We start from the raw sequence: 13,867 nt of genomic DNA on the forward strand, positions 1-13,867 counted from the left end.
GCATGAGCACTCATGCGGGGCCCGCCGTCTGTCCGGGGCGCGAGCTCAGGCCGGGATGACCCCGCCCCAGTCCGTGACGTAGGCCTCGACCGGTGCGTGCGGGATCTCATCCCATACGGCAGGATCGACCTCGGTGACTGTGCTGTCGGCCCAGCCGGTGAGCAGCGCCATGGTCGCGACCACGTTCTGCTTCAGCAACTTTCCCCGTGCCTTCTGTCCGAGGCCTCCCTCCCGCGTGTTGCCCGAGGTCTCGAAGAAGACCGCCGGGTTCGCGTGACCGTCAGCGTTCAGGCCGTTCCAGTTCAGGCCGAGCATCATCGCCGAGACGACGCCGCCGCGGATGTCGATCACCTGCCCGTCGCCAACGTCGTAGCGGTCGGCCGAGATGTGGCCGCGGTGGCGCACCGACTGCCACACGTGGCCGATCATCTGGCGGGTGAGCACGTCGTACTCCCCGCCGCGGACCTCGGGCAGGGTGGGGCCACCGGGGGCGAGCGAGACGCCGAGGGAGAACGAGATGTCCTCACCGGTCTGTGCAGACTGTTTGACGGACTGGTGGTGCAGGTCGAGCACGAACGAGGGACGCACACGCGTCCAGTACTCGTACCAGGCGCGGGACTCACGGGCACGGAACCCGTCCAGCCGCCAGTCCCGGTTCAGGTCCACGGTGACCGGCGCGCCCTCGGCGTCGCGCACCGGAGCGTCCTGGGCGCGGTCCCACAGCGTGGTGGTGCGCGTGTTCATCTCCGAGCCGTCGGGGTTGTACATCGGGATCACGTGGACGGTGAACTCGTCCCGGACCCGGGCGACATCGGCCGAACCGCCCGCGGCGAGCCGGTCGAGCACCGTCACACAGGCGTCCAGCCCATAGGGCTCGTCCCCGTGGACACGGCCCTGGATCCACACTGGCTCGGGGCCGTGGCCCACGGTGGCGACGTACAGCTCGCGGCCCTGCTCGGAGAACTGCTCGGCGGTGCCCTGCTCGCTCAGCGTCGTCACACGCACCGCACCGCCGCTGGCGCGGGCGATCCGCTCCAGTTCACGCTGCATGTCCGCGTACGAGCGGATCGCGCCGGTGGGGGTGCGGTTCTCGGGCGGCAGGGAGCCGGTGGCGGCCGCGCCCGGAGCGAGGGAGGGAGCGGCCAGCGCGGCGGTGAGCGTCGCCAGGGCGCTGCGACGGGTCAGGGAGCGGGAGGCAGAACGGGTGAGCTCGGTCATGCCGACAGCGTATCCCTGAATGTGCTGACCGTCACATTCGCTGTGGCTGTGGCTCAGATGTACATCGCCGGGTCGACGTACTCGGCCGGGTCCACCAGCGGGGCCTTCTCCTTCTCGCATGAGCGCAGCCGGTAGGTCGCCGGGATGCCGGTGGCGATCGCATCCGCCGGCGTGTCCTTGACGACGACCGCATTGGCCCCGACGGCGCTGCCGGCGCCCACCTCGACGGGGCCCAGGATCTTGGCGCCGGCCCCGACCACGACGCCGTCGTGCAGGGTCGGGTGACGTTTCACCTTCGCCAGGGAACGGCCCCCCAGGGTGACCCCGTGGTAGAGCATGACGTCGTTGCCTACCTCCGCTGTCTCGCCGATCACGACGCCCATGCCGTGGTCGATGAAGAACCGCCGACCGATGCGCGCCCCCGGGTGGATCTCGATGCCCGTGAGCGAGCGTGAGACCTGGGAGAGCAGGCGCGCCGGTGTCCTGAGACGATCGTGCTGCCACATCCGGTGGGCGATGCGGTGGGCCCACACCGCGTGCAGACCGGAGTAGACAAGGGCGACTTCAAGGTCACCGCGGGCAGCGGGATCGTGACTGCGTACGGCGGCGATGTCCTCGCGAACCCGGGCCAGCAGGGCCGGGGGATCGAAGGAGCCGGTGCCGAGACGGGAGCGTGCGGCCGAGCCGACGCGGGAGAGAAGACCCATCAGGTCGCCTTTCTGGTGCCGAGCAGTGCAGTGCGATGCGGTGGTGCGGGAGGGGTGCGGAAGAGCTGCGGCGACCCGGCCGCCGTCGGCGGACATCCGGGCCGCGCTCAGCCGCGGATGTCCTCGAACAGGGCGGTGGAGATGTAGCGCTCGCCGTAGTCGCAGACGATCGCCACGATGAGCTTGCCCTCGTTCTCCGGCTTCGCGGCCTGTGTGAGCGCGGCGGAGACGATCGCGCCGGACGAGATGCCTCCGAGGATGCCCTCCTTGGTGCCCAGGTCGCGAGCCGTGGCGATCGATTCCTCGAGGGTGGCGCCGTGGACCTCGTCGTAGAGGTCCTGATCGAGGATTTCGGGAATGAAGTTCGCGCCCAGCCCCTGGATCTTGTGCGGGCCGGGCTGGCCGCCGGAGAGGATGGGGGAGTTCGCCGGTTCCACCGCGACGAGACGCACCTGCGGGTTCTGCTCACGCAGGTAGCGGCCCGCGCCGGTGATCGTGCCGCCGGTGCCCACACCGGAGACGAGCATGTCGATCTTCCCGTCGGTGGCCTCCCACAGCTCGGGACCGGTGGTCTCATAGTGGGCCGCGACATTGGCCCGATTGGCGAACTGCTGCGCCCAGATCGAGTTCTCGGTCTCGGCGACGATCTGCTGGGCGCGTTCGACGGCGCCGCGCATGCCCTCGGCGCCCGGCGTCAGCACGATCTCGGCCCCGTAGGCGCGCAGCATGACGCGGCGCTCGGTGGACATCGTCTCGGGCATGGTGAGGATGACCCTGTAGCCGCGGGCCGCACCGACCATCGCCAGGGCGATCCCGGTGTTGCCCGAGGTCCCCTCGACGATGGTGCCGCCGGGGGTCAGCTCGCCCTCGGCCTCGGCGGCATCGACGATGGCCCGGCCGATCCGGTCCTTCACGGAGTTGGCGGGGCTGTAGAACTCGAGCTTGACGGCGACCTGCCCCGGCAGGCCCTCGGTGAGTCGGTTCAGGCGCACCAGCGGCGTGCCGCCGATGGCCTCGGTGATGTTGTTCATGATGGTGCTCATGTGCTTCTCCCTCGGAAGTCGGGGCGGACGATGCGGGCGGGCGTGCCGGGTGCGGCCACGGTCGGTTCTCAGGCTACCCAGACCGAGGCCGGCCTCGGCTCAGCGAAGCCATGCGGCGTAGTGCTGACGAAGCGCCGTGATCTTCGGGTCGATGACCACGCGGCAGTAGCCGGACTCGGGACGAGCGTCGTAGAACCCCTGGTGCACCTGCTCGGCGTCGTGCCAGCGGCCCATCGGCTCGAGCGTCGTGACGATCTCACGGTCGAAGTGAGGACGGACGCGGTCGATCTGCGCGGCGAGGACGGCGCGCTCGGCCTCGTCACGGTAGAACAGGGCGGAACGGTATTGGGTGCCCACGTCGTGGCCCTGTCGGTTCAGCGACGTCGGGTCGTGCGAGGTGAAGAAGACATCCAGGATCACCTCGGCCGGGATCACCTGCTCGTCGAAGCGCACGCGCACCGCTTCGGCGTGCCCGGTGGTCCCGGAACACACGGACTCGTAGTCCGGCTGCGGGTCATGGCCGCCCGTGTAACCGGAGACGACCTCGTGCACGCCGCGCAGACGCCGGTAGACGGCGTCCAGGCACCAGAAGCAGCCGCCGGCGAGAGTCAGCTCACGCAGGCGGGATCCGTCGGTGGTGTCTGTTTCGATGCTCACGTGAGGCAACAGCACCGTGACGGGTGAATTCATTCCACGTGCGTGTCCGGCCGCGAGGCAGATCACGTGCGACGCGGCCTCGGCCAGCGGCTGAATCGTCCCGATCGAGGGGCGGAGACGGGCACAATGGCGGGCATGAGCGTCACCGTCGACCCGTCACCGTCCGGGCCCTTCTCCGAGTCCTCCGAGCCACGCCGCCCCCTGCTGCGTGACGTGCTGGAGTGCATGGAGCAGCTGTGGCCGGGTTCGCTGGCCGAGTCCTGGGACGCCAGTGGACTGGTGGCGGGACGACCCGATCAGCCCGTCTCTCGGATCCACTGGGCCGTCGATCCGGTGTCCGCGGTCGTGGCCGAGGCGGTCGACCAGGGCGCGGACCTGCTCATCACCCACCACCCTTTGCTGCTGCGCGCCGTGCACTCCGTGGCGGGCACGCACGCCAAGGGAGAGGTCGTGCACACCCTGATCGAGCACGGGTGCGCGCTCGTGACCGCACACACCAACGCGGACTCGGCCGTCGGCGGGGTCTCGGACGTCATCGCGGAGATTCTGGGGCTGCAGGGGCTGCGGCCTCTCTCCCCGTCCCGATCCTCGACGGACGCCACCCACGAGGAGGGAATCGGACGGGTCGGGGAGTTGGAAACGCCCCTACGCCTGGCGGAGTTCGCCGAACGCGTGCATGTGAACCTGCCGGCGGTGGCCTCCGGAGTGCGCGTGGCCGGCGACCCGGACGCGCTGGTGCGCACCGTGGCCGTCTGCGGCGGTGCCGGCGACAGCCTGTTCGACCAGGTCCGGGCGGCCGATGCCGACGTGTACGTCACGGCGGACCTGCGCCACCATCCGGCCTCCGAGGCACGCGAAACCGCGCTGCACGCAGACGGGCGGCCGTACCTTGTGGACGTCTCGCACTTCGCCAGCGAGTGGCTGTGGCTGCCCGCGGGAGCGCACGCCCTGGAACGACTGCTCGAAGACAACGGATTCAGCGTCGAGATGGCCGTCTCCGGGGTCGTGACCGATCCGTGGGACTTCATCCTCGTGGGAAGGAATGACGGATGAGCACCCTGATCGCCACGCCCCAGGAACAGAGAGCACTGCTCGAGGTGCAGGAGCTCGACGCGCAGATCGCGCGCGCGAAGACTCGCCTGGCGTCGCTGCGCGCCGACGAGGAGTACGCCGCGGCTCGGGCCGAGGCCAAGCACCTCGCGGCCCAGCTGGCCGAGGCGGAACAGGCCCGCGAGGACGCAGACCGCGACGCGCTGGCCGCAGCGGACACCGCCTCGGCCACACGCGCGCGCCGGGACCGGACCCGGTCCCGGCTGCAGGAGGGGCAGGTCTCGCCCAAGGACCTCGAAGGGCTCGTGCACGAGGAAGCGACGCTCGAGGCGCTGCTCGAGCAGCACGATGCGGCCGCGCTCGCCGCCATGCAGGAGGCCGACGCCGCGACCGCCGCCGTCGCCGAGACGACCCAGCGGCTCGAGACCGCGCGCCGCACCGTCTCCGACCGGGCCGAGCACCTGCGCGCCGAGGGCGCAGAGGTCACGAAGGTGGGGCGTCGCCTGGCCGCTGAGCGTGCGCAGACCGCCACCGGCGTGCCGCAGCCCGTCCTTGCCCGCTATGAGAAGATCCGTGACCGCAACGCCGGCCTGGGTGTGGGCACCCTGATGGGGAGCCACTCGGGGCCGGCCGGAACCGACCTGAGCCCCGTCGAGCTCGAACGCCTGCGGGCCTTGCCCGAGAATGTGCTGGCGGAGTGCCCCGTCACAGGCGTTCTGCTCGTCCGGCTGTGAAGGAGGAGGACCTGTCCGTGACTGACCGTGTGCTGCAGGTGGAGGCCGACGGGGGCTCCCGGGGGAACCCGGGCGTCGCCGGTTACGGGGCGCTCGTGCGTGACCCGGCCACCGGAGACGTGCTGATGACCGACGCCGCCCCGCTGGGCAAGGCGAGTAACAACGTCGCCGAGTACTCCGGCCTGATCGCGGGCCTGCGCCTGGCGCTCACGGTGGATCCCTCGGCCCGCGTGCACGTGAAGATGGATTCCAAGCTCGTCGTCGAGCAGATGTCCGGGCGCTGGAAAATCAAGCACGAGGACATGCGCCGCCTGGCCCACGAGGCACGCGGCCTCTACCCGGCCGGGCGCGTCACCTACGAGTGGATTCCCCGCGCCCAGAACACGGACGCCGATCAGCTCTCGAATGAGGCGATGGATGCCGGGGCCGCAGGCCGCGCCTGGGATGCCGGGGCCTCGAGCATCGCGGTGACAGCACCTGCCGAACACACCGGTGAGGACGCCGACGGCGCCGAACGCGACGCACGTGCCGATCCGGTGGCCGCGACGCCGGGAGCCGACGACGTCGAGGGCGGTCGCGGCCTTCCCGGACGGCTCCACCACGTCGAGATCTGGGTGGCCGACCTCGTCCGCGCCGAGCAGAGCCTGGGCTGGCTTCTCGAGCAGGTCGGCTACGAGATGAACGGCCGCTGGGAGCACGGCCGCTCATACCAGGGCGCCGGTGACTACATCGTGCTCGAGTCCGGTGCCGACGTTACCGAGTGTGCACACGAGCGCCGACGGCCCGGCCTCAACCACCTGGCCTTCGCGGCCGGACGACGCGCCCAGGTGGACGAGCTCGTCGAGCTGGCACAGGAGCATGGGTTCACGCTCATGTTCGACGACATGCACCCCTTCGCCGGGGGGCGGAACCACTATGCCGCCTACCTCGAGAACGAGGACGGGTTCGAGGTGGAGCTCGTCGCGACAGAGGACTGAGCCGCAGCTCACGTCTCGGGCAGCGTGATCCGCAGCGATCCGGGCTTCGCTCCGGTCGGCTCGACCAGCTCGACGTGCCAGCGCGCCGCCCCGTCAGCCGGAGCGGTGCCGTCCTCGGCGACGGGCGCGGCCGGGTGCGCCCGTACCACCTCCGCCACCGCCTCCAGCGATCGTGTCGACCGGGCCGGCGCCTGCAGCAGGGCACGTGCGACGAGGCCGCGGGTGTGTTTGGCGAAGTGCGAGACGACCTTTGGGGTTCCGTTGCGCAGCTGGAAGACGTCCACCGTGACGGTCCGATGCGCCGGGGCCTTCCACTGCGCCGCGTATCCGCCGGAGCGGCAGTCCACGACGGGGCCGCCGTCCTGCTCGGCCGCGGCGTCCAGGGCGGGGGTCAGGCGCGGACGCCACCAGGCGGCCAGGCCGGGTGTCTCGGGCAGCCGGGCACCGATCGGCAGACGGTAGGCGGGGATGCGGTCGCCCAGACCGGTGACCCCGAATAGGGCCGAGAAGACCAGCGTCTGCCGCCGAGCCCGGTGGCGCGCCCGCTCCGGCAGCGACGCGTAGTCGAGCGCGTCGAAGAGCACGCCCGAGTACACGCGGTGCCCCGCTGCAGCGGGGGCGCTGGCTAGGTGCCGGTTTGCGGCCACCTCGTGGGTCAGGGACGCACCCACGCCGAGCAGCTCGAGCGCGTCCTTCCGGGCGGAGACCTCGGCCAGGCGCGCGAGCATCTCGTCGCGTCCGGCCCGCACTGCGGCGTCGTCGGCGAAGCGCAGCGCCGACGGGTCGAAGCCGGAGCCGGAAGCGGGGGAGGTCTTGCCCTCGGAGGGCGGCAGCAGGATCAGCACGCGTGCCAGGGTACCGACCCGCCTGAGGCGTCCTCGTCGCGCGGGTCGGTCCTGGCCAGCGGGACCGACGGCGAACGGGCGCTCGGACGGGGGCTACGGTGGAGTCGACACGCCGCCGTCGGAGAGGAACCGGACCATGGACGCCAAGCAGGTCTTCGGGATCGTGTTCCCGTTCGTGCTGGCCATCATCATCGCCGCGCTCATCGTGGGAGCCCGTTCTTCGGGGCGGGAGCGCACCCGGGCCTCGGTGTTCGAGCTGCGGCTGCGCGAGACCGTCTTCACGGGGGCCGAGCACACCGAGCTGGTCTGGCCGCGCGAACGCCGTCGCCCGTCGATGGCCTCGGCGCTGCGGATCGGGGACATGTACGGCTACGAGCTGACGGACCGCATTGATCGCGACCACGATGTGCTGCTGCGCTTCACCCGCCGAGATGAGGACTGATCCCGTCCGCCGTCGTCGTCTCGTCGGCGTGCTCGCCTCCGGGGCACTGGTCACCGGGTGCTCGCAGGTGAGTTCGGGCTGAGCCCTAGGACCGGCTGCGCGGCGAGGACGGTCGCTGGGACCGGGAGCTGACCTTCGACGGGCTCCACCCGAACGAGGCGGGAGCGCGCCGTGTAGCCCAGGGGATCGCCGAGGCGGTCCCCACGCTGGACTGATCCGATGGGGCACGGCCACGAGGCATGTCGTCCGCGGACGGCGGCGCCCCGCCGCGGGAGAGCGAGGGGACGGACCGGCTGTGAGCCGGGTTCTGTTCTCCGACGCCGTCGCCGGCCTCGGAGTGACGACCATCTATCTAGGCCCGTCGTTGCCGACGGGCTCGAGCGGCCAACCCGGATGCTCAGGCGAGCAGCCCTCGAGCACATCCTGTTCGGCCTTGCACCGGATGGGGTTTACCGAGCCGGCCCCGTCACCGGGGCCGCTGGTGGTCTCTTACTCCACCGTTTCACCCTTACCGCCCGCGTCGCGCGGGAGGCGGTCTGTTTTCTGTGGCACTGGCCTGCGGGTCTCCCCGAGTGGGCGTTACCCACCATCTCGCTCTGCGGTGCCCGGACTTTCCTCGTCCCCGGCCTGCGCCGGGGCCGCGGCCGTCCGCCGATCCGTCCCGATCGTCCAGTCTACGCGCGCCGGCGTCGAGGCGGCGCCGTGAGGACTGTCCTGCGTAGAATGGTCGCCGTCCGCCGTCAGCGTCGACGCGGCCGGGTCATCGCGCGCCGATGCGCCCGCAGTGGAATCAAGGAAGGACTCCCGTGGCAGACAACGCCCCGATCCAGACCCCCGAATGGACCGCTCAGGAGCAGCTGGCCGAGAAGATGGTGCCCCTGCTGGGCACGCTGTACCGCGAGAACAACGTGGTGACCAGCATCTACGGCCGTTCGCTCGTCCACCAGGGCGTCATCGACATCATCAAGGCCCACCGCTATGCCCGCCGCGTCGAGAACCAGCCGCTGTCGGTCGAGACGACCTACCCGCTGGTCGAGGCCATGGTCGGCATGGACCTCGGCGCGGCCACCGTCGACCTGGCCAAGCTGGCCCGCAAGCACAAGGACTCGGGCCAGGACGTCCAGGCGTTCCTCGACGCCGAGTTCGCCGATGTGAAGGGCAAGTCCGGCGAGGGCCTGGGCGAGACCCAGGACGTCGTGCTCTACGGCTTCGGCCGCATCGGCCGCCTGCTGGCCCGCATTCTGCTCTCCCACGCCGGCGGCGGCTCGAAGCTGCGTCTGCGTGCCGTCGTCGTGCGCAAGAACACCGAGGACGACCTGATCAAGCGCGCCTCGCTGCTGCGCCGCGACTCGATCCACGGGCCGTTCGACGGCACGATCGTGGTCGACGAGGAGCGCAACGTCATCACCGCCAACGGCACCGAGATCCAGGTGATCTACTCCTCGGACCCGACGACCGTCGACTACACCCGGTACGGCATCCAGGACGCGCTGGTGATCGACAACACTGGTCGCTGGCGCGACGTGGAGGGCCTGAACCAGCATCTGCAGGCCACGGGCACCAAGAAGGTCCTGCTCACCGCCCCGGGCAAGGGCGAGATGAAGAACATCGTGTTCGGCGTGAACTCGGACGAGATCACCGACCAGGACACCATCGTCTCCGCCGCCTCCTGCACCACCAACGGCATCACCCCGGTGCTGAAGGTCGTCAACGACGAGTACGGCGTGCAGTACGGCCACGTGGAGACCGTGCACGCCTTCACCAACGACCAGAACCTCACGGACAACTTCCACAAGGGTGCCCGCCGAGGCCGTGCCGCCGGCCTGAACATGGTGCTCACCGAGACCGGTGCGGCGAAGGCCGTGGCCAAGGCCCTGCCGGAGCTCAAGGGCAAGCTCTCGGGCAACGCCATCCGCGTCCCCACCCCGGACGTGTCCATGGCCATCATCAACCTGTCCCTGGAGAAGGCCACCTCGGTCGAGGAGCTCAACGCCCGTCTGCAGCGTGAGTCCCTCACCGGCGAGCTGCGCGGCCAGATCGGATACGTGGATTCCCCGGAGGTCGTCTCGACCGACTTCGTCGGCTCGGACCGCGCCGGCGTCGTCGACGGTCTGGCCACCCTCGTGAACAACGAGGGCAAGAACGCCATCCTCTATGTCTGGTACGACAACGAGTACGGCTACTCACACCAGGTCGTCCGCGTCGTCGAGAAGATGGCCGGCCAGGACGTCCCGGCCTTCCCGACGGCCTGACGCCTGCGGGTTGCATGACGACGGCCCCGCTCCTGCTCGGCAGGAGCGGGGCCGTCGTGCGTCGAGAGCTCAGGCGTCGGCGCCGTGCTCGTGGTCCTCGTCGTGGCCGAACGGGTCGACGTCCTCCCCGGGCATCCAGGTGACGCCGGGGACGTTCAGCTTCTCGGCCCGCTGCGCCCGCTTCCACTTGCGCTGCCATTTGCCCTCGAGGCGGTTCACGTAGAGCGTGCCGTTGAGGTGGTCGTACTCGTGCTGCAGGATCCGAGCGAACCAGCTGCGCGCCTCGACGTCGATCCGCTCGCCGGTGACGTCCTGTCCGGTCAGTCGGACGTGGCTGGAGCGCACCAGGGGAAAGCCCAGGCCCGGCACCGAGAGGCAGCCCTCGACGTCGTCGTCCTTGTGCGGGTCGGTCTGCGGGGCCTTGTCCAGGTAGGTGAGCACCGGATTGATCACGTGCCCGATGTTCGGTGCCGCACCGGTGTCCGGGAAGGTCCACGTGAACACGCGCAGCCCGACGCCGACCTGTGGCGCGGCCAGCCCGACGCCGTGCGCGGCCTCCTGCGTCTCGTACATGTCCTCGACCAGGGTGCGGATCGAGTCGTCGATCACCTCCACCTCCGCGGCGCGGGTGTGCAGCACGGGCTCGCCGTACACGGTGATGGGGCGGATCGACATGGGGCTTTCCTCCTGAGAGCCCGACGGGCGGGCGGGACATGGGTGTCAACGGTCGGCGCCCAAGCCTACCGCCGGGTCTGGAGCGCAGACCTCGCGGCCGGGCCGCGGGCGGGCGGTGCGTCAGTCGAGCTCGACGACCTCGAACTCGAGCAGATCCGCACCGGTGGCCACAGGGGCGGGCCGGCCCTCCTTCTCGGCGGCGTGGGCCGCGGGCATGCGCTTCGACTTCCAGTTCTGGAAGTCCTTTTCGGTGGCCCACGTCGTCACGACGAAGTAGCGGGACTCGCCGGCCGTCGGGCGCAGCAGCTGGAAACCCTCGAACCCCGGCTCGGAGTCCACGGCGTGCTTGCGTGCCGCGAAGCGCTTCTCGAGCTCCTCGCCGGCGCCGTCGGGGACGGTGATGGCGTTGATCTTCACGACGGACATGGCGGTCTCCTTCGACGGGGGCGGATTCGCTGCCGGCTCGTCGTGCACGCGGGCCGACAAGGCCACGCTACTCCTGCCGGTCGTGGGGTGCCGGTCAGGGAGGGACGGCGGTTCGCGGTGGCGGCCGGGGGACCGCGCGCCGAGGCCGTTCGACGCGACGAGGCCCGGAACCACTCGCGTGATTCCGGGCCTCTTCGTGGGGTGAATGACGGGGATTGAACCCGCGACCTTCTGGACCACAACCAGACGCTCTGCCGACTGAGCTACATCCACCATGTGCGTCGCCGGTCGTGCCGACGGGCAACAGAGAACACCATACACGACCCGGCCCGTCGAACGCACATCAGCCGGAGGATTCGGGTTCTCATGGTCGGCCTCAGGCGTCGGGGGAGGTGACCTCCCGGGCGATCTGACGTGCCTGCTCCGTCGTGGGTCCCTCGGCGGACATCACGGCGCGCCGGTAGTAGCGCAGCTCGGTGATCGAGTCGCGGATGTCCCCCAGGGCGCGATGCCCGCCGGTCTTCGCCGGGGCCTGGAAGTACGCGCGCGGGTACCAGCGCCGGGAGAGCTCCTTGACGGTGGAGACGTCGACGATGCGGTAGTGCAGATGGTCGATCACCTCGGGCATGTACCGGCTGAGGAACGCCTTGTCCTGGCCGACCGAGTTGCCGGCCAGCAGCGCCTTGCCGGGCTCAGGCACGCGCGAACGCAGGTACTCCATGACGCGACGCTGGGCCTGCTCGAGTTCGAGGCCGTCATCGAGTTCGTCAAGCAGGCCGGAGGTGGTGTGCATGGTCCGGACGACGTCGTCCATCTGCGCGAGGGCTTCGCGGGAGGGGCGGATCACCAGGTCGATGCCCTCGTCCAGGATGGTCAGATCGGAGTCCGTGATGAGAACGGCGACCTCCACGAGGTCGTCCGCGACGGAGTCGAGCCCCGTCATCTCGCAGTCGATCCACACCAGGGGCGCGTGGTCGTCCGCCGTGGTCTTGTCGGTGTTCGTCGTCTCACTCACGCCGCTCAGCCTACCGGCGTCCTCCGGTCGCTCGGACCTGCCCGATGGTAGATTCAGCGCTCAGTGCGACGCCGCGCGCCAGGCCGCCGCGTCTCGACATCCGCCGTGGAACCGGCGTCCGGCCGACGCCCACAGCCGTTCTGAGAGGGGAGAGCCCTGTGACCGCAGCTGAGAGCTCCGGCACCCGCGTGCCCCCCGAATACGTCGGCGTGGGCGGTCTGCGGGTCGACCCCAAAGTCGCCGGGTCGGTCCTCTGGCCGCTGGTCGTCGGCGCCCTCGGATCCGTGCTGCTGGTCATGGGCTCGCTCTCGGTCGGATGGCTCGCCTCGGCCTCACCGGTGAACCGCTGGCAATGGCTGATCCCGTTCCGCACCCAGGAGTGGGGCGTGATCCTCGGGACCGTGCTGCTCACCGCCGGGTGCTGGGTGATGTTCTGGGCATGGTTGCGACTGGGGCAGGTGATTCGCCCGTTCGGCGCCGGGGCCCTGCGCACCGTCAACCTGGCCACCGTCCTGTGGTGTGTGCCGCAGCTGTTCGCCCTGCCCATCTTCAGCCGCGACATCTTCGCTTACGTGGGTCAGGGGCGTCTGATGCTCGCCGGACGGGACCCCTACGAGGACGGCATCTCGACGCTGTCCAACTGGTTCCAGCTTGGCACGGACGCGACGTGGGCCGAGTCCGAGACCCCCTACGGGCCCATTTTCCTGTGGATCGAGCAGGCCGTCGTCGCCTTCTCCGGCGCGGACAATCCAGACCTGGCGATCCTGCTGTTCCGTCTCGTGGCGGTGCTCGGCGTCGTGCTCATCATGTGGTTCGTGCCGCTGATGGCACGAGAGCTGGGAGTGAACCCCGCCTGGGCGCAGTGGATCACCGCCGCGAACCCGTTGTTCACGATCAGCTTCGTCGCCTCCGGGCACAACGATGCGCTCATGACCGGGCTTGCGCTGGCCGGCGCCTACTGTGCCTGGCGCGCGGGTCGACCCCGTCCCGGCGAGAACCCGGCGGCCTCGACGCGGTGGGGTCTGGCCGGCGTCCTGCTCGTGACACTGTCGCTGGGAATCAAGCCGATCACTCTCGTGCTGCTGCCGTTCATTGGACTGCTGTGGGCCGGCCCGCGAGCGCGCTGGCCCCGGCGTTTCCTGATATGGGCCGTCACCGCAACGATGTCCTTCGCGATCATGGTGCTCGTCGGCTGGCTCAACGGGTTCTGGTTCGGCTGGCTCGAAGTCATGCTCGGCACCGGCACCGGCAGCGTGAAGTGGTCGCCCGTGGGGATCCTGACGAACATCACGCAGGATGTGCTCGAGCTGCGTGGGGAATCCACCGATCATGTCGAGGACATGTACAAGCGCATCGGACGCCTGATCTCCGTCATCGTGGTGCTCATACTGATGTTCGTTGGTCGTCAGGACCGGGTGATGCGGCGGATGACGTGGGCTTTCACGGCGCTCGTGGTGCTCTCGCCGATCATTCAGCCCTGGTACCTGCTGTGGCTGCTGCCGTTCTTCGCCGTCATCGGGCTGCGGGACAACTGGCAGATCAAATGGGTCGTGTTTACCGTCGCCTACTTCCTCGTGTTCGGGGCTTCCGACCAGATCTTCACCTGGCAGTACCTGGACCTGGCCGATGACGTCGTGCAGCTCTCGGTCCTGGTTTCGATGATCTGCCTGGTGTGGATTTTGGTGATCGACCGCAAGACCTCACGCTTCGTGAAGGATGACTGGCATGTGCGCCCGGCCCTGATGGAGCTGTTCACACGGGGCAGGCGTGTGACCCGGCGGATCCAGGCGGTCCCCGGTCGCTCTCGTCGCGTCGAGCGGCGGTGA

The 13,867-nt window shown here is 69.8% G+C and carries 14 protein-coding genes, 1 tRNA gene and 1 other RNA gene; 6 read left to right on the forward strand and 10 right to left on the reverse strand.

Annotated elements, in window-relative coordinates:
• Positions 1-45 precede the first annotated feature (45 nt).
• The 4 genes from HDA30_RS02915 to msrA all read right to left on the reverse strand — a co-directional run bounded on the left by HDA30_RS02915 (position 46) and on the right by msrA (position 3,589).
• Positions 46-1,218, reverse strand: a complete 1,173-nt coding sequence (locus tag HDA30_RS02915; protein ID WP_184241060.1) for a M14 family zinc carboxypeptidase — start codon at positions 1,216-1,218, stop codon at positions 46-48.
• 53 nt (positions 1,219-1,271) lie between these two features.
• On the reverse strand, positions 1,272-1,925 hold the full coding sequence (gene epsC / locus HDA30_RS02920; protein WP_158495748.1) for a serine O-acetyltransferase EpsC: 654 nt from the start codon (positions 1,923-1,925) through the stop codon (positions 1,272-1,274).
• A 107-nt stretch (positions 1,926-2,032) separates the two neighbouring features.
• Entirely contained in the window at positions 2,033-2,968 is a 936-nt protein-coding gene (gene cysK / locus HDA30_RS02925; protein WP_184241061.1) for a cysteine synthase A, read from the reverse strand.
• Between the two features lie 99 nt (positions 2,969-3,067).
• Positions 3,068-3,589, reverse strand: a complete 522-nt coding sequence (msrA, locus tag HDA30_RS02930; RefSeq protein ID WP_158496163.1) for a peptide-methionine (S)-S-oxide reductase MsrA — start codon at positions 3,587-3,589, stop codon at positions 3,068-3,070.
• Positions 3,590-3,760: 171 nt separating this feature from the next.
• Here msrA and HDA30_RS02935 point away from each other — a divergent pair, with 171 nt between their 5' ends.
• The 3 genes from HDA30_RS02935 to HDA30_RS02945 are packed head-to-tail and all read left to right on the forward strand — an operon-like array spanning position 3,761 to position 6,386.
• Positions 3,761-4,678 (forward strand): Nif3-like dinuclear metal center hexameric protein, encoded by a 918-nt coding sequence (locus HDA30_RS02935; RefSeq protein ID WP_246418684.1) that lies wholly within the window; start codon positions 3,761-3,763, stop codon positions 4,676-4,678.
• Positions 4,675-5,409 (forward strand): CT398-like coiled coil hairpin domain-containing protein, encoded by a 735-nt coding sequence (locus tag HDA30_RS02940; RefSeq protein ID WP_184241064.1) that lies wholly within the window; start codon positions 4,675-4,677, stop codon positions 5,407-5,409. Before HDA30_RS02935 ends, HDA30_RS02940 begins: the two co-directional genes overlap by 4 nt.
• A 17-nt stretch (positions 5,410-5,426) precedes the next feature.
• Positions 5,427-6,386: a reverse transcriptase-like protein gene (locus HDA30_RS02945; protein WP_158495752.1), complete on the forward strand. Its 960-nt coding sequence runs from the start codon at positions 5,427-5,429 to the stop codon at positions 6,384-6,386.
• Positions 6,387-6,394: 8 nt separating this feature from the next.
• Here HDA30_RS02945 and HDA30_RS02950 read toward each other — a convergent pair whose 3' ends face one another.
• Positions 6,395-7,231, reverse strand: coding sequence for a peroxide stress protein YaaA (locus HDA30_RS02950; protein WP_158495753.1), 837 nt, complete (start codon positions 7,229-7,231; stop codon positions 6,395-6,397).
• Positions 7,232-7,367: 136 nt separating this feature from the next.
• Between HDA30_RS02950 and HDA30_RS02955 the strand changes: the two genes are divergently transcribed.
• Positions 7,368-7,673: a hypothetical protein gene (locus HDA30_RS02955; protein WP_184241065.1), complete on the forward strand. Its 306-nt coding sequence runs from the start codon at positions 7,368-7,370 to the stop codon at positions 7,671-7,673.
• Positions 7,674-7,953: 280 nt separating this feature from the next.
• On the opposite strand, the gene rnpB is transcribed toward HDA30_RS02955, so the two are convergent.
• An RNA gene (rnpB, locus tag HDA30_RS02960) (RNase P RNA component class A) lies at positions 7,954-8,333 on the reverse strand.
• Between the two features lie 146 nt (positions 8,334-8,479).
• Here rnpB and HDA30_RS02965 point away from each other — a divergent pair.
• Complete coding sequence (locus tag HDA30_RS02965) at positions 8,480-9,925, forward strand: glyceraldehyde-3-phosphate dehydrogenase (protein WP_158495755.1); 1,446 nt, start codon at positions 8,480-8,482, stop codon at positions 9,923-9,925.
• Positions 9,926-9,994: 69 nt separating this feature from the next.
• Here HDA30_RS02965 and def read toward each other — a convergent pair whose 3' ends face one another.
• The 4 genes from def to orn all read right to left on the reverse strand — a co-directional run bounded on the left by def (position 9,995) and on the right by orn (position 12,041).
• On the reverse strand, positions 9,995-10,600 hold the full coding sequence (gene def, locus HDA30_RS02970) for a peptide deformylase (RefSeq protein WP_158495756.1): 606 nt from the start codon (positions 10,598-10,600) through the stop codon (positions 9,995-9,997).
• A 120-nt stretch (positions 10,601-10,720) separates the two neighbouring features.
• On the reverse strand, positions 10,721-11,026 hold the full coding sequence (locus HDA30_RS02975) for an antibiotic biosynthesis monooxygenase family protein (protein WP_158495757.1): 306 nt from the start codon (positions 11,024-11,026) through the stop codon (positions 10,721-10,723).
• Between the two features lie 197 nt (positions 11,027-11,223).
• Positions 11,224-11,299: transfer RNA gene (locus HDA30_RS02980), tRNA-His, on the reverse strand.
• A 103-nt stretch (positions 11,300-11,402) separates the two neighbouring features.
• On the reverse strand, positions 11,403-12,041 hold the full coding sequence (gene orn / locus HDA30_RS02985) for an oligoribonuclease (RefSeq protein ID WP_158495758.1): 639 nt from the start codon (positions 12,039-12,041) through the stop codon (positions 11,403-11,405).
• A gap of 158 nt (positions 12,042-12,199) precedes the next feature.
• On the opposite strand from orn, the gene mptB reads away from it, so the two are divergent.
• Positions 12,200-13,867 (forward strand): polyprenol phosphomannose-dependent alpha 1,6 mannosyltransferase MptB, encoded by a 1,668-nt coding sequence (gene mptB / locus HDA30_RS02990; protein WP_262337699.1) that lies wholly within the window; start codon positions 12,200-12,202, stop codon positions 13,865-13,867.

Origin of the sequence: Micrococcus cohnii, from assembly GCF_014205175.1 — a bacterium.
Lineage (GTDB): Bacteria > Actinomycetota > Actinomycetes > Actinomycetales > Micrococcaceae > Micrococcus > Micrococcus cohnii.